We start from the raw sequence: 24,476 nt of genomic DNA, 5'->3' as shown, positions 1-24,476 counted from the left end.
CAATGGATGACTCTCACCGAAACATCATCCTAGCCGATCTCGCTGAAAGTTTCTACTTGGGCGAACTATCCAAGTTCCGGCCGCTACTGATCTTGCGAGCCAATTGCTGATATCGGCTCGCGGGTTCTTCCTTGCCCAAGGCTTGGTACATAGCCGAGAGGTTTTCGTAGGGTATGGCAAGCGAAACTGAACTTAGGAGCCCGCTATCAACTGCCTGTTCGATTAAGTCCACTCCGGCAAGCGTCAGTTCCACGGCCCGATCTTGTTCATTGGTGCGCCAGTAAGACACACCCATACTCACCAAAGCGTCACCATGCTGCTGTGGCACGGCAAGCGTCGTAACAGGTACGGGGTTAAGTAGCAATTCAGCTGCCTGGTTGTACCATTGGCATGCGGCTTCATGGTCGTCTTCGTGAATTGCATAGACAGCGCCGATTTGGAAATAGAGTCGGCCCATGGTGTAACCCGTATCTGGCAATTCGTCGCGTTGCCGGGACAGTTCGCTCAGCTTTTCCTCAGCCATTTTGCCAAATCGCTTGGCTGATGCAGCCTGGCTACGGACATGTTCGATGTCGGCAGCATGCAGGTAGGCCAACCCCAATTGCCAATCGAATTGGCTGCAAGTGAGGCGATCCGATATCTCTGTTTCGAGTAACGTTACAGTCTGTTCCGCTTCCTCAATCCACAAGTTGGGATTGATCGGTTTGTCTAAATTCGTGGCAGCAGCCAGGGCACTCACAGAGACTTGCAACCGTCGCGGAAGATAAGCAGAATCTTCGTCGATCAAGGCCTCAGTCAAACCCGATGCCCTTTCGATCCATTGAGGAACGGCACGGTTCTTGTCTTGGAAATTGCCTTGGGCAATCTGTGTAGCAATCGCCAGATGGGCATCGATCAACAAACACTGTGCTGCGTGGCGCAAATCTGTGTTGTCGCTATTGGCCAGCTTGTCGGCGATTTCGATCGCTTTCGTGTGCAGCGGAATCGCACGCTGGGAAACGTCACTCGAACCGAGTGAGGCCAACTGCGCCATTTCTTCAAAAGCACGCGCCTTATCCATCGGCTTGACATCCGAGGACTCAAGAACCTTCTTGGCTTGATCCACGGCCTGATCGTAGCGAGCTAACTGGCTCAGGCATTTTACCCATTGCAGTCGGTTAGGATGATTGTTGGGTTCTAGGTCCACGGCCTCGGCAGCATAACGCTCAGCCGTTATCGCTTTGCCCACCGATAGATAGTAGTCCGACAACCGTCGTCTGGCTTCGGCAGAACCACGATCCATCAGCGCCACCTGTTCCAAGTCGGCAATGCTCTGAGATAGATTCCCGCGGGCAGTTTCTTTAGCACGCAGCAAGAAGGCTGCTGGGTTGATTGTTTCGAGTAGCACGTCGCTGACTTGCTCCTCGAGTGTTTCTGTCCCTTCATCCGATGCGACGACCATTCCAGCACCGCTCGACAAAGTAAGCACCACTCCTCGTTCAGGATATACCTGCGCAAATACCGACTTCTTGGCGTCACTCACGGTGACCGGACGGCACCCTTCGAGCTGCAAGCTCGCGATCATCTCGCTCGTCGGTAAGGGCTTGTCCAGGCCGATGGCAATAGACTTTAAGCGGTCCTTGGCGAAGGTAGCATCGACCGAGTGAAGTCCTTCGAATTGATAGTGGAGCGTCGCGGCCTCCGTGTCGCCGGACGCGGGATCTCCCCAATCGGCAAGCACTTCACTGCGGAGAGAAACACCCGGAGTAATGCCGTGGAACGTAACCGCCTCAAGGCCCACCAATTCTTCAACGGCAATTTCCTCATCAGGCTCTTCGACGGCAAGCTCATCCGTATTGGCATCAATCGAATCGGCAGTGATAGTGTTCCGCAATTTTTCAGGCTGAGAGATTCGCTCAGAAGTGAAATCCGATTCAAATTCGTCGTCGTCGCGAGGCTCTGCTAGTTCTGGTTCGTATTCGGAGACATTGGCAATGGGCTCAAGCCGCCTCCGCTTGCGCGTCTTCGCAGGCTTGGGGGCAGACTCCTCTTCGGTGAACTTCCCTTTGGCAACTAGAATGGACTTCTCGACAGCAGGCCTTTCGGCAAGTTGCTCGTAATCCGGGAGATTCGGCTCAGCATATGCAGAACCCGCCAGCAACAACATCGGGAGCGACAGCTCCGCTAGTCGCGTGGCTTTGTTGGTAAATCTCTTCATCGAATAGCCCCCTCGCATAGAACGCTCCTCCTCAGCGTGTAACCCTTCGCCAGCACCATTGTGCCACGAAGGCGTTTCGTTCTGCCCAATCTAATTTCTAGTTGGTCGGATTTGGTCTAAGACCATTGCGTCTACGCCTATCGCGCAGCTCCGCTTCCTCCCTTATCGACCTTGCGGATAATTCCGCCTGCAACATTTGTTGCGAATAAAGAAAAAAGTCTGCCGAAATGGAGATATCCGCTGGCATTGCTGGCATGAAATCCGGCTACCAATGACATGAACGCCCCCGGGTTGCAACCCAGGGGCGTTCATGTGACTTCAAGAGTGAGGGACTGCGGAAAGCGCTGATGCACCCCCGATCAGCCCGCATAATCCTCCGACGAGGGAGATTGCTCGGTCGATGGATTCTGCTTGGGATTTCCCGCTCGCAAATGACGAACAAAAACCACCAACACACATAAAGCGGCCAACAGATAGGCAACGCCTGCACTTCCTACCTTCAACATCGAGTACATCTGTCGGTCCAAATACACCAAAGTCAACGACGTTGAAATCGCAAAGAAACAGAAAAACAACATACTGAACCCAATGACAAACGAATGATCCACTTCGCGGAACTCGGGATGTCGCTCGAGCCAATGCTCCCAACAGGTCAAGTCTTTGATATGGGGCTCGACATGTTCGCGAATATACCGCCCTGCCCGGCTGATGTTATTGTCCTCGGCGATGAAGGACATCATGAGACCCAGCAACAAGAAGGGAATCGCAGCATTTGCGAATGCCGAGGGATGCTCAGCAGCCAGATAGCCTGACACAAGCACGAGTGCTACTCCAATGATGACCAACCAAAAAATTCGCGATTTGGATTCGCTAATTTCGGCTCGCAATGTGAGATATTGATGCTTCATGAATTCGTCAGTAGACATTGCCATGCTCCCCCTGGAAAAGTGAGAACGAGAGGTGAAAAGAAGATCGAGCGGCGCAGTATGGCTCCTCAAGCACCAGCGTTGTGGCAGAAGAGGCTCAGTTAGCACCACGCATCTGAATGGTAACTTGCCTGCAACAGCTTTACAAGCACTGTGGCATTACAGCCCAGGATAAACATCTTAGGATGCTCAATTCAACAAGTGCTCTAGTGCCTTGTCTAGTTGGGGATACTTGAAGGAAAATCCCCCCGCAAGCAGCCGTTCGGGGACAACGCGAGTGCTAGAGAGCAGAAGCGCGTCGGCCATTTCGCCAAAAGCCAGACGGGCGGCGAAAGCCGGCATTGGTAGAATAGTTGGTCGGCCCAGTACCTTCCCGAGAGTCTTGGTGAACTCGCGATTGGTGGCTGGCTGTGGTGAAACAAGGTTCACAGGGCCTGAAATCGAATCCTGTGTGAGCAAAAACTGCATTGCGGCCACCACGTCGTCCAGCGCGATCCAGCTCATGGTTTGCTTGCCATCGCCGATTACTCCACCGGCACCCATCTTGAAAGGAAACAACATTGACTTTAACGCTCCGCCATCGGGACTCAGCACTACGCCGATTCGCGTATTCACCGTGCGGATGCCGGCATCCTTAGCCGGTTGGGAAGCACGTTCCCACTGTAAACAAACCTCGGAAAGAAAATCGTCGCCTGGAGCGCTCGATTCGTCCAACTCTGCCGAACCTCGGTCACCGTAGTAACCGATCGCCGAGGCACACAGAAACACTCGGGGTTTGCATTCCAACTTAGCAATCGTGTCACTAATTAGGTGCGTTCCTTGGGTGCGACTTTCTAGGATCCTTCGCTTGTAGTCAGCAGTCCATCGCTTTCCCGCGATGTTCGCACCGGCCAGATGCACCACCGCATCGACACCCTCCAGAGCCTGTTGATCGATCTCGCCCAGAACCGGAGACCAGTGAATCTCTTGTTCAGGATTCTGAACTTGCTCTCGGACCGCGCGTACTACTTTGTGACCATCGGCTTCAAAAGCTTTGGTCAACGCCGAGCCGATCAGCCCGGAGGCACCTGTGATAAGAATCGTTTGAGGTTCTGGCATTTTCCTATTCCTACTGAGGAGATCGAGATTCAAAGCGCAAACAAATGTTTAGGCACCATTATAACCGTACCGAGTAGAACCGTATGGAGCAGGATTACTTAACCAGTGGTTTCCCATCTCTGGCACATCGAAAACCGACATAATCGTTGGTGGCCGTGGGAGGGGCATGATCCCGATCGCTGACTTGGAGTCCTCCCCCCTTCTCGCTTTGAGAGATCCAACTCCCCCCTCGCAGGACGCGCTCAGTCCCCGTATCGGGACCGCTACCGGATCTCGCCCCACCGCTCCCGTAGGAGTCAGCCCCATACCAGTCCGCACACCAACATGCGACATTACCTGCGATGTCGAACAGGCCAAAGCGGTTGGCTGGAAAGGATTTGACTGGTGCCACGCCTAGGAAACCATCCTGCCCGAGGTTGGTCAGCGGGAATTTGCCCTGCCAGTAGTTGGCCTGCATTTGATTTTCCGGGGTTAGTTCACGCCCCCAAGGGAATGGTGCATCACTGAGCCCGCCGCGTGCAGCGTATTCATATTCCGCTTCGCTAGAGAGTCGCTTGCCTGCCCAGGTGGCGTAAGCCATCGCATCAAACCAACTCACATGCACCACAGGGTAATCATCTTTACCTACCAGCGAACTATTGGCACCGGTAGGATGTCGCCAGCAAACTCCTGCTGCTTCATCCCACCTACCGCTTTTGCGATCAAACAAGAGCGACCAGCCTCGTTTCTCAGCAGTGGTCAAATAGCCGGTTTCGTCGATAAAATTTTCGAACTCGCGATTCGTCACGAGGGTGATGTCGAGCCTAAAGGATTTCAATCCGACTCGATGCACGGGACGCTGGTCGGCTGGTCCAGGCCGAGGCGAGCCCATCAAAAACACACCCTCGGGCAGCAGCGCCATGCCGCTCTCACTTTGTTTGCGCACCCCGTTCTTTGCAGCAGCATTGGACCGGGAAGTCGGCTCGCGCTCAACAGTATGAAAAGTGTAAGCCAGTGGCAGCGGGAGAAGGGCTGCTAGGAGCCAAAGCATTTTCTTGTGCTGTCGAGCCATGACGGTGCGATTCCTTTCGCGCGAAAAACCTGCTCACAAATTGCGGCGGTTCTGATATTCGCGGCTAGCCTTTTCCAGAATTCGACGCTCGCGCCAGTTGAGACTTTCACGACCCGAAGCTTGTATCTTTTGCAGGATTCGATCCACTTCGATGTCGGTAGCATTCTCTTCGTCCGGTTCGTGAACCCGCAGAGGGGGTCGCTTCATCTTTGGCAAGCTACCAAACAGACGACCGAACAGGGATGCAGGCGTCCACTCAGTCAGGAAGAAAAACCAACCGTACAGGGCACCACCTAAGTGGGCGGTGAAGGCGATATCCCCCCCGCGCGACATGGCACCCTGCAGGTCGAGCAGCACCAACCCAATCGCCAGCACCCACATTGGAATCGGAATGGGGATCGGAAACACCATTCCCTTGGCATGCGGAAACTTAAATGCAAACAGAATCACGACGGCCACCACGCCCCCCGAAGCCCCCATGACTCTCCCTTGGACCCTACCCATGCTGGCCTCGGTGAGCGACCAGATCAGGCCCGCAACCACAATCGCCGTCAAGTAGAGCCACACAAACCGCTCTCTGCCATAGACTCGCTCAACCTGATTACCAAAACTCCATAGGGCAAACATGTTGAACCCAATATGCCAGAGCGAATTGGGATCGTGGAGAAAACCATAGGTCAGCAGACGGTAAGCGTTCCAAGGCCTCTCGAACCAGCGCGGGCCCAATTCAAAAGTGTCGGTAAACTTGGGGCCAAGAAATAGCTGCAATAGATAACAGCCAATCGTGATCAGAATGATCCTATTGGTAATCGAACTTGGGAGGCGAAGTTGCACTCCCTGCTGAGGTTCGTGAGCATAGTCTCGGTCGTAGAGTCCCATGCAGTTATCGTAGCTTACGGAGGGCTTCGAGACTACGGCAAGAAAGTTGAAGTCATTCCCGCGCAGGCGGGAACCCCGACAGGATATGCCGCCTACTGGATCCCCCGCCTGCGCGGGGATGACGGTTAAGTCCACAAGTCCGAGATTCTGAATTCTGCTAGCGAACTAAGGTACGGCAATCGCAGCAGCCGCAGGCACTGTGCCATTGATGATATCCTGCAACTCTTGGACCCTGGTACCAAGTTGAATGGCCAGCGAGCTGTTCTCAGCCAGCAGGCTAGCGATCAAATCGCGAGCGTTCTTTAGAGAGAGGTTCACATCCTTGAGATGCTTCTGAATCGCCTCACGGTCGCGTTTCATTCCCGCCAGATCTTCCTGGAGGAGCTTAATTTCATTCTCACGAAACTCAGTAAGTTTCTCGGCACTAGCCAACGCGGCGGTCCATTTTGCATTGTCTTCGATGAGTGCATCACGTTTGGCCAACATTACTGCCTTTTGACGCGACAGCTCAGAAAAAAGATAGGAGTAATCCTGCAATGGTCTGTTGTAGAGTTTCTTCACGGCCTTGCCCATTTCATTGGGACCTAGCCGCACGTCGTTCTCATCGAAACCAATGACATCGCGGGGATCATCGTCCGGGGTGGCTGGTGTACGATGCCGCAAGTACTCTTCGACGATGGACGCCGGAAGCCGCTTGCGTAATTCGGCTTCGTCCATGCCGGCAAACGTCTTGTACTGATCGGATGGCATGGCCTCATACAGACTCCATGGCCCTTCGCTTCGTGCGAGTCGTTCTCCCGTGCGTTGATCCAGAAGTTGCATTGGTTCCAAGACAACCCCCGTATCGCGTGACTCGACGACTTTGAATTCACCCAGATACTGGCGACCATCACTGGGACTGCCCGGATTGGCATTTCCTGATTCAAAGAGATAGACAATCGTAACGGCATCCAAACCATGGGGTTTGGGATTGGGAATTGCGACTTCGATTCTTCCTTGTTGGTCCAATCCACCTGTCGGCGCTACTTGTCGCCAGGCACGTCCCCGTTCGCGGGTGATCATTTGCAGCCGATGTTCCAACTGAATTATGCCAGCATCGTCTTCAATCCCTCGCAGCAAGGCTGCGTTTTGTTGTTCAAGCCGGGCCAGTTGTTCTTCCATCCCCGGGAGCTTTGCCCGCAAGCCACGATGGATCCGCATCGTCTCGGCAGCGAGAAACAAGAAGCCCACTGAGGTGAGCATGATAAACAAGATCAGTACGAATTGGCTCCAATGCCAATTCTTCGCACTTAAGAACACCGACACCAATCCCAGGATCAGGACGATCGCTAATAAGATTTGTAGTACGAGTGCCAAGTGAGTCTCCTCGTCGATCCGATTGATCGAGCGGTTCTATGTTCCTGGGGGGGACGCTAAAAGTACAAAAAGTCCCCTTATCTCGATCCTAAGTACCCGATTGGCCACCGTCAAGTTTTTACTGAGGGGGAACTTACGTCATTTCGGCATATCCGGAACAACCGACCCGGATTCCATCCCAATGTCGCCCAAACCCTGTATCAGCCGCTCCACCATTTCCTCGGTATGCCCCGCGGTGAAACCCAGCCGCAGTAGCGATTGTCCCGCCGGGACTGATGGGGGGCGAATCCCCGGTGCCCAGATGCCCCGTTCTCGCAGTTGTGTGGAAATCTGCATCGTCCGCTCAGCCGAACCGAGAATCACCGGGATGATCTGACTGTCGCTGCGGCCTGTATCCCATCCAGCCGCGTTGAGTCGTTTTCGCAATTGAGCTGCCCTGTAGAGCAGTCCCTGGCGCCTTGCTGGTTCGCGGTCCACCAAATCGAGCGCCAGCAACGCGGCAGCGCTCACCGCGGCCGGATGAGCTGTCGAGAACACATACGTCCTCGCGACATTGGCCAGCCACTGCACAAGCGCCGCTGAGCCACAAACAAATCCTCCCGCTGCTCCCAGCGCCTTGCCAAACGAACCGACGCGGACGTGCACACGCGCCAGCAATTCTGGATGCGTCTCCGAAAAATGCTCGACTACCCCGCGACCATTTGCACCGAACACGCCCACGGCATGGGCTTCGTCCACCATCAGCATCGCGTCGTGTTTATGGGCCAACTCGGCGATCTGCGGCAACGGTGCCAAGTCGCCGTCCATGCTGAACAGGGTGTCGGTCACTATAAGTCGACGCCGATATTTCTTTCCCTTCGCCAGAAGGGCTGCCAATGCATCTACGTCGACATGGGGATAGATGTGCCGTTCGGCCCGGGAGAGTCGACAGCCGTCGATGATACTGGCGTGATTCTTTGCATCGCCGTAGATCGCATCTCCTTCATCGACCAATGCCGGGATGATTCCCGCATTGGCGGCAAAGCTGGTGGGAAACAACAAGGCCGACTCGGTGGCGAAAAATTCTGCCAGTCGTTTCTCCAGGGCCTCGTGAACCACCGAACGGCCACTCACCAGCGGGCTGGCCCCCCGCCCGACTCCCTGCTCCGAGAAACTATCCATCGCCGCCTGGGAGAGTCGCGCATCGGCAGCGAGCCCCAGATAGTCGTTCGAGGCAAAATTGATGATCGATTTTCCGGCGACCTCAACCAACGCCCCTGCCGTACTCAAAGGAGGGGGTAGCGTGCGCAGCAGCCCTGCTTGCTGCCGCCTGCCAAGCTCTTCATCTATCCAGTCGAGCGGTTCCATGCTTCAATAGTAGCAGATTTGCTCGTTCGGGAACTATTAGCCTCCACCAGGCGTCAAACCTTTAGGCGAGAGTGTGACTCAGAGACAACCTAGCGTTGATCAAGTCCGTGTTGAGGAGGCGCCAAGCGATGCCGAGTTGGTAGCGGCCACCCAGGGGGGCGACCGTCAGGCCTTCGGCACGCTGGTCGAGCGGCATCAGGAGCGGTTGTTCAATACGTTGCTACGTGTGCTGGGGAGCTCCGACGACGCCCGCGAGGTACTCCAGGATGCCTTTATCCAGGCGTACACCAAGATCGATACGTTTCGCGGGTCGTCTCAGTTTTATACTTGGATGTACCGCGTGGCACTGAATCTGGCCTGCTCATACAAGCGGCGAACGAAACGCCACCGCGAGGAAGTTTCGATCGATACCATGAAAACCAACGTCGGAGAAGAACCGGTCGACCATGGCGAGTCGCCAGAGCAAGACATGCTCCGTGCCGAGCAAGCCGAATTGGTGCAGGCGGCTTTGGTGGAACTCAGCGACGAGCATCGCCAGATCTTGGTCCTCCGCGAGATGGACGACTTCTCCTACGAGACGATTGCCGAGATCTTAGAATTACCTGTTGGCACCGTCCGCAGCCGCCTGTTCCGTGCCCGTATGCAAATGAAAGAACTTCTCGAAGTTGTATTGATTAGCGAATCCAAGCAAAAGGGATAGGAGCCACAGAGATCACAGAGGGCACAGAGATGATGAGAAGATAATGTCGGACTTGTTGACTGAGAAGATCATTGGAGCTGCGATTGAGGTTCATCGAGTATTAGGGCCAGGACTTTTTAGAATCAATCTATGAAGAAGCTTTGTGTCATGAACTACATTTACAAGGTTTGAACTGTGAAAGACAAATAGCTGTCGAAGTTTTATATAAAGGCATCGCTATCAAAGGGCAACGCTTGGATTTACTTGTGGAGAATGAGGTCATTTTGGAAATCAAGTCACTGAGCCAACTACCCGAAGTCGCCATGGCACAAATACTATCTTACTTGAGGGCAACGGGACTGAAACGAGGTCTACTTATCAACTTCGATGAGAAACGATTAACCGATGGAGTAAAACGAATCTCTCTGTGATCTCTGTGCCCTCTGTGGCTAATTAATTATGTCAGAACCTAAAAACCAACCTGAATTCGACGACTCCCTGCTGAGCGCCTACGTCGATGGCGAGCTTACTGCCGAAGAGCGCGCTCTGGTCGAAGCCCGCTTGGCCGAGAATCCGCAGGCTCGGCAGTTGGTCGCCGAGTTGAAGGAAGTCTCCGCCAAGGTTCGATCCTTGCCTCGTGCCAAGGTGGACGGAGACTTGCGTGCCGACGTCCTCGATCAACTCGACAGACCAACGTCCACATTGCCCCCTAGCGATTTAAGTATGCCACGCCGGCTGCTTTGGCCCCTGCTCGCCACGGCGGCCTTAGTGATGCTCATGATCTACCAGACCGAGGTGAAAGAAGATCAGTTGGAAGTCGCCCAGGTTCAGAATCCCAAGATTGAAGACCACTTGGCGAAAGGGAAGCGCGAGGCAAGTCAGAGATCAGTCCCAGCGGTAGGGACAATTGAAGCGATGCGCGAAGCTGACAAACCCGGTTCAATAGGCTTGCTGGCTGAGACCTCTCCCCAGGATGAGGCGGCATCTGAAAAGTTTGACGCTTCGTCGAGCGGTGAGTCATTGGATATAAAGTCCGACCTTGCATTGGACGCGGCTGCACAATCTGAACCAGCAAGCCCTGGGCGCGTTGCCGGCAGCTTAGCGTCTGTGGATTCGAATGTTGGACTCGTGCATCTCACATGTCCAGACGTGAAATCAGGGGCTGAATACTTTGATCGTCTCCTCATTTCTAACGGCGTTCAACTCGTAGAAGAGTCCACTGATGGCCTTGCAGCTAGGAAAGAAGGTAAAGCAACTTTTCAGGATTCTAGCTTGTTCGCTGAGTCGCAGAGCGGTGGATATGGCGGCAATGCTGCTGAGAGCGACCGCCAATCAACCGATGCCGAAATGGTACTCGTCGAGGCCCATCCTGAGCAGATCGCCCAGATTCTTCTTGCCTGCAATCAGGATAACGAGTCCATTGAGTCGGTCACCATTGACGAACCAACTGCACCAACCGGCGGAGAACAACCCACTCAGCAACTCGATCGATTTCGGCAATATGAAAAACCAGCTCGCAGCAAAGCATCGGGGCAAATCTATGTTGTCACTCCCGCACAGCAAGGCGTGATCGCCGCACTCAATTCACTTGACTCCACCCCAGAGCAGTCTCCGACGGGCACGGCTTCAGAGGGCCCGCAACAACAAGCCTGGGCCACCCGCCTCCGTGCTGATCAGGCCCCCACAGAATTGAAACAACTCGAAAACGAAGTCCAAACCCGCCGCAACCAGGCCTATAATTTTGCGATGCGAGATCAAATAGCCGATCAAAATCGCAAACTTGCGAAAAAAGACGCCGACCTCCCACAGCAGGTCCGCATGCTATTTCTGCTTCATCCGAGCGAGGCTAAGAAGTAGGAACTTCTCCGTTGGGCGTTTTTCGAGTATCTTGAATCCTCCCCGTTGTTCCTCGTGTCTCGAAAGGTTGAGAGTCCTATGGCTGAAGTTAAGATTCGTATGCGTCCCAATGGTCCATTTCTCGTCGAAGGTCCTTTTGAGCTGTTCGATTCCCAGGGAAATGCCTTCACGCTCAACCCTGAGAAACCGTCGATTGCCCTCTGTCGTTGCGGCCACTCGGAGAACAAACCCTTCTGCGACGGTGCCCACAAGAATTGCGATTTCGTCTCTGACGAACACCCGCCGACTGTTTAAAACCTTGCCGACAGGTTTTCCCCATCGCTGGCCCGTCGATTGGCAGTAGTACTGATCTCTTCTTGGTACGCTCCAAGTTAAATTCTGCGAGCCGTAACGATTTTCTGGCCAAACAGATTCCTCAATGCAAAAAACTTGCTTGAGAATCGCTTCTCAATGCTGGTGAGGGAGGGAGTGACCATGCTAGAATCCGCCCCCCGGAGATAGCAAACACTCTCTCTGCGAACCAATTCTCGAAAGGAATCTCGGCCGATGGCTACAAAGCAAGATAACACCTCAGACGAAACGATCGCTACCGAAAACAGTCCGCTTGCCGAGCAGTTTGTCGGCCAGTGGAATCGGCTGGTCAGTACTACCAACTGGGAAAAGGGACGCATCATTTGCGACTGGCGCGAAGCCCTCATGACCGAGGGTGCCGCCGTGACCGACTATTCCGACGAGGCCTGGGCCCAACTCGTGGGTGGCGTCACGAGTCAACACGTCGGTCGCCTGCGACGGGTCTCCCAGCGTTTCGGCGAAGAATGGGACCAATACCCAGGACTCTTTTGGAGCCATTTTCAGGCCGCCCTCGATTGGGACGATGCCCCCATGTGGCTCGAAGGTGCAATTCAAAACGAGTGGTCTGTCTCACAGATGCGCGGCAAGCGCTGGGAAACCCTAGGGACCCCCGAAACCGAACAGCGCCAGGAACTAGAAGAAAACTCCGAGTTCGAATCCCCGACGACGGCCCCCGCTTCAGCGGGCCTGCAAGAAGTGGCCAGCACCGACGCGCCAACAGCCTCCCCAAAATCTACCAGCGTTAAATCACTCGCCACCGAAGAACCCACCCACAACAATCAAACCGAAGAAGACTCCATACCAGCCAAAGACATCGAGCCCGCTCCTGCGAAACCACAGGCGAAACGTACTCGCCTCAATGTTGACGTCGAACTCTTGCCCGACGACTTAGCCGACGCGTTCGAGCAATTCAAGCTGGCGATCATCGCCCAGCGCCGCGAGGGCTGGCGCGACACCACTCCCGAGATCGTTTGTGAATGTCTCGACGCGCTACGGGAACTCGCCCTAGCCGAAGCATAAGTTGATCTCGCCCGGAATTGAATCTACAGCAGGTGCTTATTTCCGCTTCATTTCGCCGCTCATGAACGTGATCCACTCTCCTTTGTCGTTCATCACCTCCGACGTAGCAACAATGACATCCGGAGATTTGAATTCATAGCTGTCGCGGTATTTCGCCAGTTTTCCAGATTGCATCATGTCCGGACCTTCGGCAATTAGAGAGAGCTTCTTGCCAGACGCATCGACAGTTCCTTCATAAATCCAGAGATGGTCGGTCATAGAATCCGTCCACGTGCCGATGTATTTTTTTTTCGCTGGATCGTACCCAAGTATCTGCACGCTAGTAAAATTGATCTCGTCGATGTCACCTTCCAATTCGTTGGCGACCCAGAAGCCTCCGATCTCTCGTGATTCCATTGACCCCGAGCACTCCATCGCGGGCATCTCTGGCGCGGCAACGGTCTTGGACGAGGTCGTCCAATGGCCTGTGAACTGCTTGAGCCAGCCATGTTCCGGCTGAGGAGTGGGAAACTCCGGTTGCTGGGCAAAGACTGAAGAAGCAACCAGACAGGCAATGACAAAGATAACTGCGGGATCGTATTTACGACACATTCTCTTAAGCTCCTTTCATGACCTAGGGGTGTTGCTAAGTTTCGTACTTCGGGTTTCACACTGGGAAAGACTAATATCCGTTATTCCCCCGCATACTGTTCGGCGTACTCCAGAACCCAGTGCTCGATGAGTTGCCGGAAGTGGTCCAGATCGACGTCTTTGAGCAGTTGATAATGGCTGCGGGTAAAGCTCTCCTTATTGCGGATCGCGCCGCGGGCTTCGATCGAGAGCACATGGTACTGATTGTGCGGAGCGACAGTGATCGTGATCCGACTAAAAAGGTTGTCTCGTTTTCCCCCGCTGAGCGACAAATCATCCCGACTTAGCGCTGCCCCCCAACCCTTGTCGTCGGCCACCGGCGAAAAGCTAAAACCAGGGAATTGGTCTGCCAATTGCTTGAGGCAACTCTCGATGTGGTCCGTCAATTCCAAGCGATAGCCGCTGTGAATACGGCGACACTCTTCCTCGCTCATTGCCTTGGCCGCTTCGGCCCGTGCTTTTTCATCGCGAGCTTGCTGACCCCGCTCGGTCGCTTTTTGAAGTCGTTCTTTGAAGTCCATGATTCTCTTTGCTGGGACAATGCTAGCTATGCTGGCGAGATTATCGCTTACGTGAATTGCCGATCTTCCCCCCGAATCGCACTCCTGGCAACCCCTTTGTGGGGCAGCCTTACATGCTGTCATGCGTATTTCTACGTTAGCAGCCAAGATGGCTACCCCACGGCAATCTTTCCGCAGGCCTGCTAGCAGTCACTGTCGGAAAAATCGTTGTTTTCTTCAAAATGGGTCCAAGTTCATCCAGCCGCGCCGTCGATACTCGGTGTACGGACCGGGGGGCGCCACTGAGAATGTGCGCGGCAGGATGCCTGCGCCCACCAATCTGTCCTCATGCGCTGGGAAGGAACCCTCGTTTATGAATACCCATCTGAAGATTTACCGTGGTCCTGTCGAGAACGACATTCCTGTGGCAACCAAGAATGAAGCCGGAGATGACAGCGTCACTGTCTCGTTCGGTGAAGTCTTGCCCTTAATTGTCGACGCCGTGATGAGCGAGCGCACCTGGCTCAGCGATTTTGAAGTCGACGACATCACGATCTCACGTGACTTGTACGAAGTGCTCTCCGCCTACCAATACTTTCGTCGGCCAGGCGCGTAAGAACCAGACCGGAACCGAAAACTACTACAGCAGCCCGTTGCGTCTACGCAGCGGGCTGCCCCTTTGCGCTGAACATAGTGGTCTGCGCTGATTGCAGTGTTCTAATCAAAATGGATAATGGGATTCGCCTCTGATAGTAAAATAGCCCAGTCAGGAGTATGCCCATGTCCCGCAATCGACTCGAAACAGCTATCGAGCGAATCCAGTTTTCTCGAAACTACACCAAGCAATTCCTCACTGAGCTCACGGATGAAGAGTGGTTCTGGACCCCGCCCGGCTTCGTCACTCACATCGCTTGGCAAGTGGCCCATCTCGCCAGTTCGCAATACAGTCTCTGCCTATTGCGAGTTCGAGGTCGCAAAGAGTCCGACGACGCGATCATCCCGCAGGACTTTTTCGAAAATTACCGCATTGGCTCGGCACCCCAGGCCGGCATAGAAAACAATCCACCTCTGGACTCAATTCAGCGTATCTTCGACGCAGTCCACGCTCAGGTCCTGAGCGAGATCGCCGACAAGACCGATGAGGAGTTGAACATTCCCCTCGAATCTCCCCACCCTGCTTTTGAAACTCGCCTGGGGGCAATTGAATACAGCCCTCAGCATGAGCTAGTCCACGCCGGCCAAATCGCCCTGCTCCGTCGTTTGATGGGAAAGAACTTCAAAAGGTGAACCCAAAGTTGCCAACGATGTCCTATATCTTAGCTAGCCAGGTCGCGGGCACCGACGCGCAGCGTTGGTCGGACCCCGTTCATGATCAGGAGATTCTTAACATGCACCAAACATTACACCTCACCCTCGACGAAATGGAGTCCCAACTCGATTTCATCCGCCAGTCCCCCGACGACGATGGAGTGTTGGAGATGATCGTATGCCGACCCGATGTCGACCAGCGACAAATGCTGTTCGAAGCGGAAGTCGACCCCGCACGGGGTTTGCTCGGCGATAGCTGGCTCGCGCGCGGCGATTACAAGGGCGGCCCAGCCCATCCCGACACGCAGATCAACATCATGAATAGCCATGTGATCTCGCTTTTGGCGCAGGACCGTGAACGTTGGCAACTCGCTGGGGATCAACTTTACGTCGACTTCGATCTGAGCGACGAGAACCTCCCCGTAGGTTCGCAGCTAGCCATCGGCTCGGCCGTGCTGGAAGTCACCTCCGAACCACACACCGGCTGCAAGAAATTCGCCCAACGCTACGGCCCCGCTGCGACCAAGTTCGTGAACTCTCCCGAGGGAAAGCGTCTTCACTTACGGGGTATCAATGCCCGCATAATCAAAGCGGGCACCATCCGCACCGGCGACGCGATTAAAAAGGTTGCCTAGCCGTGTACGATGACCTCAGCCATGTAAGCGCGGGTTATGATCGTTGGGCTGAGGTTTACGACCACGATGCCAACCCACTTCAGGCACTTGAGGAACCTATCTTTCGCCGGGCTGTGGGTGACGTGAGTGGATTGGCAGTTCTGGACTTGGGTTGTGGCACCGGTCGACATGCGCTGTGGCTGGCAGAAAATGGTGCCCTGGTTACTGCAGTGGATTTCTCCGAGGGAATGCTCGCCGAGGCAAGGCAGAAACCATTCGCGGACAGGGTAGAATTCCTCCGCCATGACTTGCATTTAGCATTGCCATTTGAATCGGCAACATTCGATCTTGTAGCAAGCGGTTTGGTGCTCGAACACCTCCGCGATCTCGAAGCGTTCTTCGCAGAGGCAAAGCGGATCTTGAAACCGGATGGACGCGCTGTCGTATCGGCAATGCACCCGGCGATGTTCCTGAGGGGTAGCCAGGCCCGTTTTACCGATCCTTCTTCCGGCGAGATTGTCCAACCAGGAAGCATCGCCCATTCCATAAGCAGTCTTGTGATGGCAGCTCTGCGTGCCGGCTTTCAAATTCAGTACGTTGCTGAATACGCGCCAGACGCTCGATTTGCCAAGCGTTATCAACGAGCGGAGAAGTACATCGATTGGCCGATGTTGGTGTTGTTACGGCTAAGTTCTCTGCTTGTTACAGGTGCTAAGTGCAGCTCGTCTACTTGATTGATCTATTATAACAGAGAACGTTCGACCTGCCCACCAAATTTCTGTTAATTCACGAACGGCAGAAGTCCCCCAGTACTCCGCTTTTGCAAAGGGCATTCCACAACGATCACCCCCCCCGCGCCCTTTACCCCCTCCATCCAATCGTTAACGTCCGTTAACTCACGAAAGCTGCGTTGCTCTTTCTTGAATCAATCAGTTGCGACGCAATTTTCAAAATTTATTTTGCGTCGCGCGTTTTTGAGGGTAAAATCTAATAACTACTCTTTTTTTTCTTATCAACTGATCTTTGGACCGAGTCATTCTCCCCATGACTACCTATTTGCTTCGAGAACGTTTATTGCGCACCCGCCGGGAGGCGGAGGGTTACCTGGAACTTGGTCTGCCGGAGCACGCGCTCCATTCGCTGCAGCGCCGAGGCAAGATCGTTCACGCCGATGCCCGCGGATGCTACCTGCTCGGGGAATCGTTGCGAGAATTGCGCCAGTACCGCGAGGCCATCTTTCCTCTGAAGCGATCTTTGGAGTTGATTCCCGACGATATCCATGTGTGGATGGCATTGGGCTGGTGCTACAAACGGATCGGCGATGTCCCCAGGGCGATCGATGCCTTGGAACAAGCGGTTGAGATCGAACCCGGTGAAGCGATCCTGCACTACAATCTCGCCTGCTACTGGAGCCTTGCGCGCGATCGTCGCCAGTCGCTCCGGTGCTTGACCCGTGCACTGAACATCGATGGCAATTTCCGAGACTTTATAGCTGCCGAAACGGACTTTGATCCTCTACGGAACGATCCCCTTTTCAGGAACATTGTCGGTGTAGCGGAGTAGTGTGGTTACTGCCCACCTCATGTGCTAGTTGCTTCGTGGACGAAGTCCACCAAGTATTTCACATTGTCCACTGGTGTCTGTGGCATCACGCCATGCCCCAGATTGAAGATGTGCCCGGGTCGCGTTCCGGCGGCTTGCAGGACTTCTTGTGCGCGTGAACGAATCGTGTCGCGGTCGGCCATCAATACCAGCGGATCGAGATTCCCTTGTAAGGCACGATCGTAGCCCACGGTCTGCCACGCATCGGCGAGATCGATCCGCCAATCGACTCCGATCACGTCACCTCCTGCTTCCGCCATCAAGGGCAAGAGCGCCGGGTTGCCGGTGGCAAAGTGGATGAGGGGCGCAGTTGGTGCGAGTCCTTCGACGATCGACCGCACATGTGGCAGCACATAAGTGCGATAGTCGGCAGGGGACAAGCATCCGACCCAACTATCAAATAACTGCACTGCCTGTGCTCCTGCGGAAATCTGGGCATTGAGATATAACACAATCGAGCGACTCAATCGTTGCATCAGTTCGTGCCAGGCCGCGCTCTCACGGTACATGAGTGTCTTGGTATGCAGAAAACTGCGGCTGCCTCCTCCTTCGATGGCATAGCTGGCCAAGGTAAACGGTGCCCCTGCAAAACCAATCACAGGAATTTCCTCGGGCAAGTCGCGCCGAGTGCATGCGACGGTTTCCATCACGAACCCCAGCGAGTCGACATTCTCGAGTTCTATCACACGGTCTACGTCGGTCGCCTCTCGCAAGGGATTGTCGATCTTTGGACCATCACCGGCCGTGAACTCCAGTTCCATCCCCATCGGTTCCAGGATCGGGAGCAGATCTGAAAAAATAATCGCGGCATCCACCCCCAATCGCTCGACTGCCGTACACATCACTTCGCTGCAGAGTGCCGGGTTCTTGCACAATTCGAGAAAGCTCATCTTCGCTCGCACTGCACGATATTCTTCCATGTAGCGGCCTGCTTGTCGCATCAGCCAGATCGGTGTATGAGGGACCGGTTCGCGTCGACAGGCCTTCATAAAGGGACTTTCGTACCAGGCAGGCGTTTTTCCATCAATTGCAGGAGGGGTCGAAAGGGCTACGATCTTGTCATGGACGGTGCGCTTGCGCATGACGAGTGAGTTGGCGACCGTCGCCAATTCGCTCACGAGTTGTCCCATCTTTCCATGTGAGGGCTCGAAGTCCACTGCAATCGAAAGCTTGCGAAGCATCTCGCTGGTAGTCGGGCCAATCGAAGCAACAACCGTGCGCCGCAGACCTTGGTGTAGTTCGCTTGCGAGCTGCAAGCCTTCGGCAACCTCGAAAAGATGAATCGCTTGCTGTGCGGAAGTAAACAGACATGCATCCACTTCAGCTGATGCAATGCGTCGAACATTCTCTTCAAGCGGTCCTACATCCTCAGGCAGAGCCCAGCGATAGACTTGCACCGGCACAACTCGCGCACCGCGTGCTTCAAGCCCGGCGATCAAACTTACATTTGGTACACCATACTCTTGAACGGCAACGACAAGGTTGGCAACCGGCAGATGTGCGTCAAGAGTGGCCAAAACTTCCCGCCAAGTGTTTGGCTCTGGAACTTGCAACGAGGGTGTGATTCCCAGCTCGCGAAGTACAGCCAACGGCTTTGGTCCGCGGACTATGGTCTTTACATCGCAGAGCGCATCGAGAACTCGCTGCCGATCCACGTGCCGTTCAATGTGATCGAGCATCTGCCGAATGCCCACACCAGTGAGAAACAAGACCGCATCGATTTGTCCCGTAATGAGATGATTGGCAAACTCGATGACGGGGCGTTGCTCTGCTACGGCAACTTCTCTCAGTGAAGGGCTGACAAGCGGAATCCCATTGTGTTTCTTGATAAGTTGCGCCATTTCCGTACAGCGGCGGCTCTCTAACGCAGCGATTCGTAGTTGGGCAAAATCTGTTATTGTCGCGCTTGGCATAGGATCAACATTTCATGGGGAGGAAGGAATCCGCACAACAAGATGTAGGATGCCAAACTTCGGTCAGGCTTGGCAGAACTTTAAACACTCCGAGTTTCATGGACCTATTATATGGATTGCATGGGATGAATAATGCGACGCCAAGAGGGTGTTTTTTCTGCATTTCGAGTGTAGCAGTTCTTGCGGGTGGTTAGAAGTTCTGCGAGCAATTCCATGTTGGCGGAACGATACGATTCAAGGTTGTCAAGTGCTACGCAATCAACTTGTGGTACTTGCAAAAATAGTGGAAAGGAAGAAAAATTATCTGATGCAATTAAGTTGCTTGACAATTTCACTGAAGTTCGCAACATTAGCTTTCGGTTAAGAAAGGTTTGTGAAGTTTGTATTCAATTGAACAGCCTTAGCGAAAGTCTGTTTGTCTATTTTAGTTTTGAGTGGGGAACTCAATCACGCATGTGATTTGTCATGGCGTGGTTTGAAGGGCAGTTATCTTCAGGCGGCGTGTGTGTTAATCCGCGCAGTGGTTAATCGAGTTTCGATTACTCACAGAATACTGTTGGATTGTTCGGAGTCGATGCGCTAGCGAGTTGAAATATTGAGTTGATAAATCCGGGGGGCGGCGATCGACTGGAGCGACAGTCGACGAACGCAGTTCGTGATTCGGAGGTCCCCCCCGATTTTTTTGGTTGCACGGATGCGAGAACAAGGGCCTGGGACAGATTGTCCGAGGCCCTTGTTCTTTAATGAGAGCTATATCAACTGAATTGTACATTTAGCAAGTTAATTGGCGATTCGTGAGAATCGGATGCGAGCGGCACTGCTGTCGATGTAAGATGCAGATTTCGAGCGATCTGCATTCAATTCCTCGAGGGGAACTCCTATGCCTCGATGTTTGCTGGCTTTAGGCGCCAATCTGGGAAATCGCGAAGGCACATTGCAAGAGGCCCTCGGCGGACTTGCCGAATTGCCACGCACGCGTTTGATTACGCGGAGCAACTGGCACGATACTTCCCCCGTGGGAGGCCCTGCCGATCAGCAAAGTTTTCTCAACGGGGCCGTGGTACTCGACACAGGCTTGGAAGCCCAGGAATTGGCCGACCATTTTCAGGCGATCGAAGCACAACATGGCCGAGAGCGCAAGATTCGCTGGGCAGCACGCTCGCTAGACATCGACCTATTGCTCTATGGCCGAGTGTCCATCGACACACCCCAACTCGTGATTCCGCATCCACGAATGACGTTTCGTCGCTTTGTCCTAGCCCCTGCTGCCGAAATCGCCGGCCACATGGTAGTAACCGGTTCAGGTTGGACCATTGCGGCTCTCCTAGATCACCTCCGTACAGCACCCCGCTATGTGGCACTTGCAGCTGCTGATCATCAACATGCTGATCGGTTGGCCGGTCAATTGTGCCAGCGACTCAACGCCTTACGACTGGAAGATTTTTTCCCAATCGCTTGTCAGAAGGATAACTCGCGACTCGTGTCAGCGGTAGAATGGCAGAAACACTTGGAATTGCTTACGCGTTTGAAAACATCAGATCGTGAGACGAAAATGTCATTGACTCCGGTGATTAGCGGATTCTGGCATCCTGCTGAGCAGTCGAGGCATCTGATGGCTTGCGTCCAGCCTGCATTAGTAATCGCCGTCGATCCAACACCGAGTGAGTCATTCAATGAACGTATTGGGGGGGGGAAGGCACAAATCGAATGTCAAGAGTTTCACGAGTTAATACATCGCCCGAGTTTGGGGCCCCTTGCTAAAATCACTGCTGCCAATCCCGAAATTGTCGTCGACGAGGCCGTGGCAGCAATTCAAGCGGCCTTGTCGGATTGAATTCGAGGAAGACAAAATTGTTTGATTCTCAATGTGAAAAGAGATTTGTCTGCTAAACACGCGAATGTTCGCGAGAAAGACTGTTTTCTAGGATTGTTTCTTCAAATTGATCCTTGAATAGAATAGTTGGATTCGGAGATGAACGAAGTCTTCTTTCGTGTTTTGCGGGCTACCTTATCCAGGATTTTCGGTTTGGGTTAGAAATGAAAACCTCCAAAGTCGAAGTGGTGACGAACATTGCCGATGCACGTAGCACCGTGCTGTCTGCCCAAGCGGCCGGTGAGACGGTGGGACTGGTGCCGACAATGGGTGCGCTGCATGAAGGCCACTTGCGACTCGTCGACGCTTCCCTGGCAGAGTGTGATCGTACGGTCGTGAGTATTTTTGTGAATCCAACTCAATTTGGCCCCGGTGAAGACGAAGATCGCTATCCTCGTACTTTGGACAGAGACTGCTCACTTTTGGCCGAGCGAGGATGTCCGATGGTGTTTGCCCCGAGTGCCTCAGCGATCTACCGACCCGGACACGAAACCTACGTTGAAGTCGGCTCGCTTGCCGAGTCATTAGAGGGCACCATCCGCCCAGGCCACTTCCGCGGCGTTGCCACTGTCGTGCTGAAGCTATTCAACATCATACCTGCTAACCGGGCCTATTTCGGGCGCAAAGACTATCAGCAGGTGTTGGTAGTCCAGCAGATGGTGAAGGATTTCGATCTCGCAATTGCTGTTATAGACTGTCCCACTGTCCGCGAGCTAGATGGCTTAGCAATGAGTTCTCGCAATGCGTATCTCACGCCTATTGAGCGACAGCAGGCAGCCGGGCTCTACAAATCGCTTCAATTGGCAGAGTCACTTTATCAAGCGGGAGAATGTGACGTGGCCACCCTCACCGGCCACATGCGATTGTCCCTTGCCGAGGCCGACATTACGAAGGTGGACTACATTGCCTTCGTCGCGGCCGGGACGGTTACCCCCGTCAAAAAAATCACCGGCCCTACGGTGGTGGCCCTGGCTGCCCGTTTGGGCACTACTCGCTTGATTGACAATCTCACGATTGGCTAGTTATCCGTACTTGAAACGCAAATCGTTTCTATTCGCTTCCATGCTAGCAATTGCTCATGCTGTCTGCGCGGCATCGGGCTTGGCCAGCGGCAGACTTGTCTCTAGCATTCGGCACGCTGCACTTATGCCGGCAGTCTGAATCACTGCCGATTCTTCGCTAGAAATCCTTTGGTCCGTTTGGGGTCAACTTCGTCAGGAACATTGTCATGAACAGAAAAAGCATTTGGATGGTCGTCGGTCTCTTCTGCTCGCTGCTATGCAATCTTGCCTCTGCCGCGCCGCTACCCGACCGCATTGACGTCGGTGGAACGCCGTTGATGCTCAATGGCGGTGGTGCTCGCACCAAATACCTGATGCAGTTGTATGTGGGGGGACTTTATCTAACTGAGCCCAATCGCAATGCAGCTGCCATCCAAGCGGCGGATCAACCGATGGCGATTCGCTTGCAGATCACGTCGGGCCTGGTGAGTCAGGAAAAACTGGTTGTCTCAATCAATGAAGGATTTCAGAACTCAACCGGTGGCCGCACGGCAGCCATTGAATCTCAAATTAACGCGTTTCGCCAATGCTTTGCGGATCAGATTGCCAAGGGGGACGTGTTTGAAATCGCCTATCTTCCTGGTCGTGGCGTAATCGTTGTCAAGAACGGTCAGCTGAAGGGGGAGATCCCCGGTCTGGAATTCAAGCAGGCCGTATTTGGGATTTGGCTCTCAGACAATCCGGCTGATGCCGACCTCCGCGTGGCGATGCTGCAAGGGCGTTAGGCAACGCTGCCTAGTTCAATGAATCCGATTCTCGAAGAAACTCGGCCGTGCGGCCGCCAACTGAGCTTGCTCGGCCGCAGTTTTCTACCTATTCTCTCGCGACTGATTTATTCGATTCCGTTCGGATATCGCCCTGCTGTTGAGGAGAACCTATGGCATCCCAACCTGTTCCTTGCATCCCAGTCCCGCTGCTCGATGTGAATCGACAGAATGCTCCCCTTCAGGTGGAAATTCAGGCCGCATTGGCTCAAGTGTGTGCCAGTGGGTCGTTTGTCCATGGGCCGGCCTGCCAACAGTTCGAGGACGCCATGGCACACTATTGCGGTGTAAGTCATGCAGTCGGCTGTGCGTCAGGAAGTGATGCGCTGCTACTGGCACTAATGACGCTGGGAATCGGCCCGGGGGACGAAGTAGTCCTTCCGAGTTTCACCTTCTTTGCCACGGCCAGCGCTGTCACACGACTCGGTGCGACACCCGTGTTTGCAGACATACTCCCCTCCACATTCAATATTGATCCAGGCGACGTAGCACGCAAGATATCGTCACGTACCAAAGCAATCTTGCCGGTGCATCTGTTTGGTCAATGCGCCGACATGAAGGCCCTCCAGGAAATAGCAATCGACGCAGGGAATCTCCCTGTGATCGAAGATGCAGCCCAGGCAATTGGAGCGGAGTTTGATGGACGCCGGGCGGGTTCGATGGGAACCATGGGTTGCTTCTCGTTCTATCCGACCAAAAATCTTGGCGGCATTGGCGATGGTGGGATGATTACTACCAATGATGAACTTCTGGCTAGTCAGCTGCGAATACTCCGCGATCACGGCCAGCATCCGCGCTACCACCATGCACAGGTGGGACTCAATAGTCGCCTCGACTCGCTGCAAGCAGCCGCACTCAACGTAAAACTCAAGCGTCTTGACGACTGGACAAATGGCCGTAGACGCAATGCGGAGCGATACGAGAGTGAGTTCCTCCAGTCCGGGCTCAATGCCTGCGTGGCACTCCCAACAGTAGCCCCGGCCTGCACTTCGGTGTGGAATCAATTCACTGTGCGGATTCGGAACGGTCAGCGCGACGCGGTGCAACAGCATCTCGCGGCACAACAAATCGGCTCAGCCGTGTACTATCCGATCCCATTGCACTTGCAAGAATGCTTTTCCTTCCTCGGCTACAAACAAGGCAGCTTGCCGGTGACCGAGCAGGCCTGTCTGGAAGTGCTTAGTCTGCCCATCTATGGCGAACTAACACTTGAAGAACAGAATCAGGTCATCACGGCACTGGCCGGATTCTTTGGGATTTCAGCTGCTACAACCGAGCAATGTGCGGCTTAGAGTTTTTCAACTCAGAGTTCGCGGAGGCTCAGAGAAGATATCTGTAGCGAGCAATTGCGATATTCACTGCGAAATTCTGCGTCTCGGCGCACTCTGCAATCACAATGGGTTCCACCGGACAAATCCCATCCCTGGTATTGTGCGGGGAGTTAATCTTC

At 54.1% G+C, this 24,476-nt stretch carries 24 protein-coding genes; 14 read left to right on the top strand and 10 right to left on the bottom strand.

Annotation, left to right across the window (positions count from 1 at the left end; translation table 11 throughout):
- Window positions 1–52: 52 nt before the first annotated feature.
- The 7 genes from Pla144_RS04355 to Pla144_RS04325 all read right to left on the bottom strand — a co-directional run bounded on the left by Pla144_RS04355 (window position 53) and on the right by Pla144_RS04325 (window position 8,854).
- The gene (locus tag Pla144_RS04355) at window positions 53–2,197 is read right to left on the bottom strand and encodes a tetratricopeptide repeat protein (RefSeq protein WP_146448087.1); all 2,145 of its coding nucleotides are present in this window, start codon (window positions 2,195–2,197) and stop codon (window positions 53–55) included.
- Window positions 2,198–2,556: 359 nt separating this feature from the next.
- Window positions 2,557–3,123: an MFS transporter gene (locus Pla144_RS04350; RefSeq protein ID WP_146448085.1), complete on the bottom strand. Its 567-nt coding sequence runs from the start codon at window positions 3,121–3,123 to the stop codon at window positions 2,557–2,559.
- 189 nt (window positions 3,124–3,312) lie between these two features.
- A complete protein-coding gene (locus Pla144_RS04345) occupies window positions 3,313–4,221 on the bottom strand; it encodes a TIGR01777 family oxidoreductase (protein WP_146448083.1) in 909 nt (302 codons plus the stop codon).
- A 94-nt stretch (window positions 4,222–4,315) separates the two neighbouring features.
- Window positions 4,316–5,272 (bottom strand): formylglycine-generating enzyme family protein, encoded by a 957-nt coding sequence (locus tag Pla144_RS04340; protein ID WP_146448081.1) that lies wholly within the window; start codon window positions 5,270–5,272, stop codon window positions 4,316–4,318.
- Window positions 5,273–5,305: 33 nt separating this feature from the next.
- The gene (locus Pla144_RS04335) at window positions 5,306–6,286 is read right to left on the bottom strand and encodes a rhomboid family intramembrane serine protease (RefSeq protein ID WP_146448078.1); all 981 of its coding nucleotides are present in this window, start codon (window positions 6,284–6,286) and stop codon (window positions 5,306–5,308) included.
- A gap of 30 nt (window positions 6,287–6,316) precedes the next feature.
- Window positions 6,317–7,507, bottom strand: a complete 1,191-nt coding sequence (locus Pla144_RS04330; protein WP_146448076.1) for a hypothetical protein — start codon at window positions 7,505–7,507, stop codon at window positions 6,317–6,319.
- Window positions 7,508–7,645: 138 nt separating this feature from the next.
- Window positions 7,646–8,854, bottom strand: coding sequence for an aminotransferase class I/II-fold pyridoxal phosphate-dependent enzyme (locus tag Pla144_RS04325; RefSeq protein ID WP_146448074.1), 1,209 nt, complete (start codon window positions 8,852–8,854; stop codon window positions 7,646–7,648).
- 73 nt (window positions 8,855–8,927) lie between these two features.
- Between Pla144_RS04325 and Pla144_RS04320 the strand changes: the two genes are divergently transcribed.
- From Pla144_RS04320 to Pla144_RS04300, 5 genes are all read left to right on the top strand, one after another.
- Window positions 8,928–9,554, top strand: coding sequence for an RNA polymerase sigma factor (locus tag Pla144_RS04320; RefSeq protein ID WP_146448072.1), 627 nt, complete (start codon window positions 8,928–8,930; stop codon window positions 9,552–9,554).
- 140 nt (window positions 9,555–9,694) lie between these two features.
- A complete protein-coding gene (locus Pla144_RS04315; protein ID WP_315851783.1) occupies window positions 9,695–9,964 on the top strand; it encodes a GxxExxY protein in 270 nt (89 codons plus the stop codon).
- A 28-nt stretch (window positions 9,965–9,992) separates the two neighbouring features.
- Window positions 9,993–11,390, top strand: a complete 1,398-nt coding sequence (locus Pla144_RS04310; RefSeq protein WP_146448070.1) for an anti-sigma factor family protein — start codon at window positions 9,993–9,995, stop codon at window positions 11,388–11,390.
- A 78-nt stretch (window positions 11,391–11,468) separates the two neighbouring features.
- Window positions 11,469–11,684, top strand: a complete 216-nt coding sequence (locus Pla144_RS04305; RefSeq protein WP_146448068.1) for a CDGSH iron-sulfur domain-containing protein — start codon at window positions 11,469–11,471, stop codon at window positions 11,682–11,684.
- 252 nt (window positions 11,685–11,936) lie between these two features.
- A complete protein-coding gene (locus tag Pla144_RS04300) occupies window positions 11,937–12,761 on the top strand; it encodes a hypothetical protein (RefSeq protein WP_146448066.1) in 825 nt (274 codons plus the stop codon).
- Window positions 12,762–12,797: 36 nt separating this feature from the next.
- On the opposite strand, the gene Pla144_RS04295 is transcribed toward Pla144_RS04300, so the two are convergent.
- On the bottom strand, window positions 12,798–13,352 hold the full coding sequence (locus Pla144_RS04295; protein ID WP_146448064.1) for a DUF1579 domain-containing protein: 555 nt from the start codon (window positions 13,350–13,352) through the stop codon (window positions 12,798–12,800).
- A gap of 80 nt (window positions 13,353–13,432) precedes the next feature.
- The gene (locus Pla144_RS04290; RefSeq protein ID WP_146448062.1) at window positions 13,433–13,912 is read right to left on the bottom strand and encodes a hypothetical protein; all 480 of its coding nucleotides are present in this window, start codon (window positions 13,910–13,912) and stop codon (window positions 13,433–13,435) included.
- Between the two features lie 352 nt (window positions 13,913–14,264).
- Between Pla144_RS04290 and Pla144_RS04285 the strand changes: the two genes are divergently transcribed.
- The 5 genes from Pla144_RS04285 to Pla144_RS04265 all read left to right on the top strand — a co-directional run bounded on the left by Pla144_RS04285 (window position 14,265) and on the right by Pla144_RS04265 (window position 17,376).
- A complete protein-coding gene (locus Pla144_RS04285; protein ID WP_146448060.1) occupies window positions 14,265–14,507 on the top strand; it encodes a hypothetical protein in 243 nt (80 codons plus the stop codon).
- Window positions 14,508–14,671: 164 nt separating this feature from the next.
- Entirely contained in the window at window positions 14,672–15,178 is a 507-nt protein-coding gene (locus tag Pla144_RS04280; RefSeq protein ID WP_197530374.1) for a DinB family protein, read from the top strand.
- A 101-nt stretch (window positions 15,179–15,279) separates the two neighbouring features.
- Entirely contained in the window at window positions 15,280–15,834 is a 555-nt protein-coding gene (locus Pla144_RS04275) for an MOSC domain-containing protein (RefSeq protein WP_146448056.1), read from the top strand.
- Window positions 15,835–15,836: 2 nt separating this feature from the next.
- On the top strand, window positions 15,837–16,547 hold the full coding sequence (locus Pla144_RS04270; RefSeq protein WP_146448055.1) for a class I SAM-dependent methyltransferase: 711 nt from the start codon (window positions 15,837–15,839) through the stop codon (window positions 16,545–16,547).
- 310 nt (window positions 16,548–16,857) lie between these two features.
- Window positions 16,858–17,376, top strand: coding sequence for a TPR end-of-group domain-containing protein (locus tag Pla144_RS04265; protein ID WP_146448054.1), 519 nt, complete (start codon window positions 16,858–16,860; stop codon window positions 17,374–17,376).
- A gap of 17 nt (window positions 17,377–17,393) precedes the next feature.
- Here Pla144_RS04265 and hemE read toward each other — a convergent pair whose 3' ends face one another.
- Window positions 17,394–19,328 (bottom strand): uroporphyrinogen decarboxylase, encoded by a 1,935-nt coding sequence (gene hemE / locus Pla144_RS04260; protein ID WP_146448053.1) that lies wholly within the window; start codon window positions 19,326–19,328, stop codon window positions 17,394–17,396.
- An 880-nt stretch (window positions 19,329–20,208) separates the two neighbouring features.
- Between hemE and folK the strand changes: the two genes are divergently transcribed.
- The 4 genes from folK (at window position 20,209) to Pla144_RS04240 (ending at window position 24,318) form a co-directional block, all read left to right on the top strand.
- A complete protein-coding gene (gene folK, locus Pla144_RS04255) occupies window positions 20,209–21,162 on the top strand; it encodes a 2-amino-4-hydroxy-6-hydroxymethyldihydropteridine diphosphokinase (protein ID WP_146448052.1) in 954 nt (317 codons plus the stop codon).
- Window positions 21,163–21,365: 203 nt separating this feature from the next.
- Window positions 21,366–22,223 carry a pantoate--beta-alanine ligase gene (gene panC, locus Pla144_RS04250; RefSeq protein ID WP_146448051.1) on the top strand — a complete coding sequence of 286 codons (858 nt, stop codon included), beginning with the start codon at window positions 21,366–21,368 and terminating at the stop codon, window positions 22,221–22,223.
- 206 nt (window positions 22,224–22,429) lie between these two features.
- Window positions 22,430–22,987: a chalcone isomerase family protein gene (locus tag Pla144_RS04245; RefSeq protein WP_146448050.1), complete on the top strand. Its 558-nt coding sequence runs from the start codon at window positions 22,430–22,432 to the stop codon at window positions 22,985–22,987.
- Between the two features lie 152 nt (window positions 22,988–23,139).
- A complete protein-coding gene (locus tag Pla144_RS04240; protein ID WP_146448049.1) occupies window positions 23,140–24,318 on the top strand; it encodes a DegT/DnrJ/EryC1/StrS family aminotransferase in 1,179 nt (392 codons plus the stop codon).
- The last annotated feature ends 158 nt before the right edge of the window (window positions 24,319–24,476 follow it).

The organism is Bythopirellula polymerisocia, assembly GCF_007860015.1.
GTDB lineage: Bacteria > Planctomycetota > Planctomycetia > Pirellulales > Lacipirellulaceae > Bythopirellula > Bythopirellula polymerisocia.
Note: the sequence above shows the minus strand (reverse complement) of the source record. Positions and strands in the feature narration are given on the sequence as shown.

Excerpts from the sequence above, each read along its gene's own strand:
- Pla144_RS04355 (WP_146448087.1), bottom strand. The coding sequence starts at position 2,197 with ATGAAGAGATTTACCAACAAAGCCACGCGACTAGCGGAGCTGTCGCTC.
- Pla144_RS04350 (WP_146448085.1), bottom strand. The coding sequence starts at position 3,123 with ATGTCTACTGACGAATTCATGAAGCATCAATATCTCACATTGCGAGCC.
- Pla144_RS04345 (WP_146448083.1), bottom strand. The coding sequence starts at position 4,221 with ATGCCAGAACCTCAAACGATTCTTATCACAGGTGCCTCCGGGCTGATC.
- Pla144_RS04340 (WP_146448081.1), bottom strand. The coding sequence starts at position 5,272 with ATGGCTCGACAGCACAAGAAAATGCTTTGGCTCCTAGCAGCCCTTCTC.
- Pla144_RS04325 (WP_146448074.1), bottom strand. The coding sequence starts at position 8,854 with ATGGAACCGCTCGACTGGATAGATGAAGAGCTTGGCAGGCGGCAGCAA.
- Pla144_RS04310 (WP_146448070.1), top strand. The coding sequence starts at position 9,993 with ATGTCAGAACCTAAAAACCAACCTGAATTCGACGACTCCCTGCTGAGC.
- Pla144_RS04305 (WP_146448068.1), top strand. The coding sequence starts at position 11,469 with ATGGCTGAAGTTAAGATTCGTATGCGTCCCAATGGTCCATTTCTCGTC.
- Pla144_RS04300 (WP_146448066.1), top strand. The coding sequence starts at position 11,937 with ATGGCTACAAAGCAAGATAACACCTCAGACGAAACGATCGCTACCGAA.
- Pla144_RS04295 (WP_146448064.1), bottom strand. The coding sequence starts at position 13,352 with ATGTGTCGTAAATACGATCCCGCAGTTATCTTTGTCATTGCCTGTCTG.
- Pla144_RS04290 (WP_146448062.1), bottom strand. The coding sequence starts at position 13,912 with ATGGACTTCAAAGAACGACTTCAAAAAGCGACCGAGCGGGGTCAGCAA.
- Pla144_RS04285 (WP_146448060.1), top strand. The coding sequence starts at position 14,265 with ATGAATACCCATCTGAAGATTTACCGTGGTCCTGTCGAGAACGACATT.
- Pla144_RS04280 (WP_197530374.1), top strand. The coding sequence starts at position 14,672 with ATGTCCCGCAATCGACTCGAAACAGCTATCGAGCGAATCCAGTTTTCT.
- Pla144_RS04275 (WP_146448056.1), top strand. The coding sequence starts at position 15,280 with ATGCACCAAACATTACACCTCACCCTCGACGAAATGGAGTCCCAACTC.
- Pla144_RS04265 (WP_146448054.1), top strand. The coding sequence starts at position 16,858 with ATGACTACCTATTTGCTTCGAGAACGTTTATTGCGCACCCGCCGGGAG.
- hemE (WP_146448053.1), bottom strand. The coding sequence starts at position 19,328 with ATGCCAAGCGCGACAATAACAGATTTTGCCCAACTACGAATCGCTGCG.
- folK (WP_146448052.1), top strand. The coding sequence starts at position 20,209 with ATGCCTCGATGTTTGCTGGCTTTAGGCGCCAATCTGGGAAATCGCGAA.
- panC (WP_146448051.1), top strand. The coding sequence starts at position 21,366 with ATGAAAACCTCCAAAGTCGAAGTGGTGACGAACATTGCCGATGCACGT.
- Pla144_RS04245 (WP_146448050.1), top strand. The coding sequence starts at position 22,430 with ATGAACAGAAAAAGCATTTGGATGGTCGTCGGTCTCTTCTGCTCGCTG.
- Pla144_RS04240 (WP_146448049.1), top strand. The coding sequence starts at position 23,140 with ATGGCATCCCAACCTGTTCCTTGCATCCCAGTCCCGCTGCTCGATGTG.